We start from the raw sequence: 2,639 nt of genomic DNA on the forward strand, positions 1-2,639 counted from the left end.
TTTTCGGGGCGGGGGAGGTGATCTCTCACGCCGATTTTACGAAGTTAACATAATATTGTTTACATAATATTTTGCCATAACTCACAAAAAACGGAAAATTCCCGTAAATTCCTTGCAAAATCCGGCGAATTCAACTATATTAGAACAAGCAAGGTCTTACGTCAACCGCTACATAAATCCGCCTGCCCCCGCATAGGATGCGGTGAGGTGAGGCGGATTGAACACGAGAACATTGACGAAGCGGCCCACGGTCCAGCTGCCCACGCTGCCCCGCCTGCTTCTGCTGGCGCTGTTCTTCCTGGCCGGCGTCCTTTTGGGACAGGTCCTGTCGGGCCGGGTGCCGGACACCACGGGGGACGAGCTGCGGCGGTATCTGGAGGACTACGTCCGCCTGGGGGGCGAGGGAGCGCCCACTGTCCAGACGGCTCTGTCGGCCCTGGTGATCTATTTCCGCTATCCGCTGTTTGCATTTCTGCTGGGGTTCGCCTCCATCGGGGTGGTGCTGCTGCCCTGTGTGACGGCGGCTTACGGCTTTTTTCTGTCCTTTTCCGTGTGCTGCTTCACGGCGGCCTTCGGCGTGGACGGCGTGCTGCTGGCCCTGGCGGTGTTCGGCCTGCGGTGCATGGTGACCCTGCCCTGCTATTTCCTGCTGGCGGCGGCCTCCTGGGGGACGTCCGCGGGACTGGCGGCCGTGTCCTTTGGGAGAGGACGGCGGACTGCCCCTGTGGTCTACGGCCGGGCCTGCTGGGTCCGGTTCGGCGCCTGCTGTCTGGCGCTGCTGGCGGGTGTGTGTGCGGAGCTGTTTTTGTCCCCGGTGCTGCTGCGGCTGATGCTGGAGCGCATCCTGGGGTAGAGAGAAAGAGAGAGGGAGGAGAGCACCCTTGGCAAGAGACGACATTGCGGACTTTGGGACTTATCTGGCGGAGGAGCGTCACGCCTCCCAGAACACCATCTGCTCCTATCTGCGGGACGTGACCCAGTTCTCCGCGTATTTGCGGGAGCACCAGAGCTGCACGCTGCGGCAGGCCGGCGGAGAGATGATTCAGGACTACATGAGCTGGATGCGGGGGCGGGGGAAGTCCGCCGCCTCGGTGACCCGGTTCCTGGCCTCCGTCAAGTCGTTTTACAACTTTCTGCTCTCCGCCGGCGCCGTAAAGGCCAACCCCGCCAAGAGCATCAGCGCGGACCGGGCAGAGCGGAAGTATCCGGAGATCCTCACCAGCAAAGAGGTGGAGCTGTTTCTGGAGCAGCCCCGGTGCGTGGATGCCAAGGGATACCGGGACCATGCCATGCTGGAGCTGCTGTACGCCACCGGCATCCGGGTCAGCGAGCTGATCTCCCTGGACCTGAAGGACCTGAATCTCTCCGCGGGCTTCATCCGGTGTGCCAGCCGGGGCAAGGAGCGGATCATCCCCCTGTACCACACGGCCGTGAAGGCGCTGCAGGACTATGTGCGGGATATCCGGCCCCAGCTGATCGCCGACGGCGGCGAGCAGGCCCTGTTCGTGAACATGAACGGCGAGCGCATGAGCCGCCAGGGGATCTGGAAGATCATCAAGTACTATCAGGAGAAGGCGGGGATCGAAAAGGACATCACCCCCCACACCCTGCGCCACTCCTTTGCCGTCCACCTGCTGGAAAACGGCGCGGACCTGCGGTCCATCCAGGAGATGCTGGGCCATGCGGACATCTCCTCCACCCAGATCTACACCCATGTGGTGAAGCACCAGCTGAAGGATGTGTATCAGAAAGCCCATCCCCGGGCGTAATTCCAAGGGGAGCACCGGCGCCTCCCGCCGACGCTCCGGCGGGCAGAGCCCGCCTCTGCCGATCCCCTCGCCTTTGCACGGCAAAGACGGCCCCCGGCCGACTGCGGCCAGGGGCAGAGGCGTCCCGTCCAGGCACATGCCCTGGCCGGGACTTTTTTCTGCGCAAACGCACGGCAGACCACGGAAATGCACAGCGGCGTTCTGCCTGCCTGTGAAAAAATTTTCCGCCGCCGCAAACAAAACCGGCTGCCTGGGACTCAAATAGGTGAAGAGAAGAGAAAGGAGGACCGCCATGGATCACGACGAATTCGCCCGCCGGGCGGAGGCTCTCCGGGCCCGGCTGTACCGGACGGCGTACCTGTACCTGGGCAGCGAGGCCGACGCCCTGGAGGCGGTGGACGAGGGCGTATACCAGGCCCTGCGGGCTTTGCGGCAGCTGCGTCAGCCGGACTTTTTCGAGACCTGGCTCACCCGGATCGTGCTGAATGCGTGCCACCGGGAGTTGCGGCGCCGGCGGCGCCTGGCCGGGGAGGAGGCTCTGCCGGAGAGCGCCGGTCCGGATGCCTATGACGCCCTGCCCCTGAAGGAGGCCGTCCGCCGCCTGCCGGAGGAATTGCGGGCGGTGGTGATCCTGCGGTACTTCGCAGGATACACCCAGGCGGAGACCGCCCGGGCATTGAACATTCCCCAGGGCACCGCGGCCACCCGCCAGCGGCGGGCATTGCAGCTGCTGCGCCTGGAACTGGGAGAGGAGGGAGACGCATGACCCGAAACGAGGAATATCAGGCCCTGCTCCAGGAGCTGGAGACCACACCGGCGGCCCTGGACGGCGCCGTGGAGCGGGCGCTGCGCCGCCGGAAACGGGACCGC

General features: G+C 64.3%; 3 protein-coding genes. All 3 read left to right on the forward strand.

Going from position 1 to position 2,639, the window contains the following annotated elements:
- The first annotated feature begins 217 nt into the window (after positions 1-217).
- The 3 genes from HMPREF1546_RS15680 to HMPREF1546_RS15690 all read left to right on the forward strand — a co-directional run bounded on the left by HMPREF1546_RS15680 (position 218) and on the right by HMPREF1546_RS15690 (position 2,535).
- Positions 218-853, forward strand: coding sequence for a hypothetical protein (locus HMPREF1546_RS15680; RefSeq protein ID WP_051320057.1), 636 nt, complete (start codon positions 218-220; stop codon positions 851-853).
- 28 nt (positions 854-881) lie between these two features.
- Complete coding sequence (gene xerD, locus HMPREF1546_RS15685; RefSeq protein ID WP_021750304.1) at positions 882-1,769, forward strand: site-specific tyrosine recombinase XerD; 888 nt, start codon at positions 882-884, stop codon at positions 1,767-1,769.
- Positions 1,770-2,061: 292 nt separating this feature from the next.
- Positions 2,062-2,535 carry a sigma-70 family RNA polymerase sigma factor gene (locus HMPREF1546_RS15690; protein WP_021750306.1) on the forward strand — a complete coding sequence of 158 codons (474 nt, stop codon included), beginning with the start codon at positions 2,062-2,064 and terminating at the stop codon, positions 2,533-2,535.
- Positions 2,536-2,639 lie beyond the last annotated feature (104 nt).

The sequence above is a fragment of the Oscillibacter sp. KLE 1745 genome (genome assembly GCF_000469445.2).
Lineage (GTDB): Bacteria > Bacillota > Clostridia > Oscillospirales > Oscillospiraceae > Oscillibacter > Oscillibacter welbionis.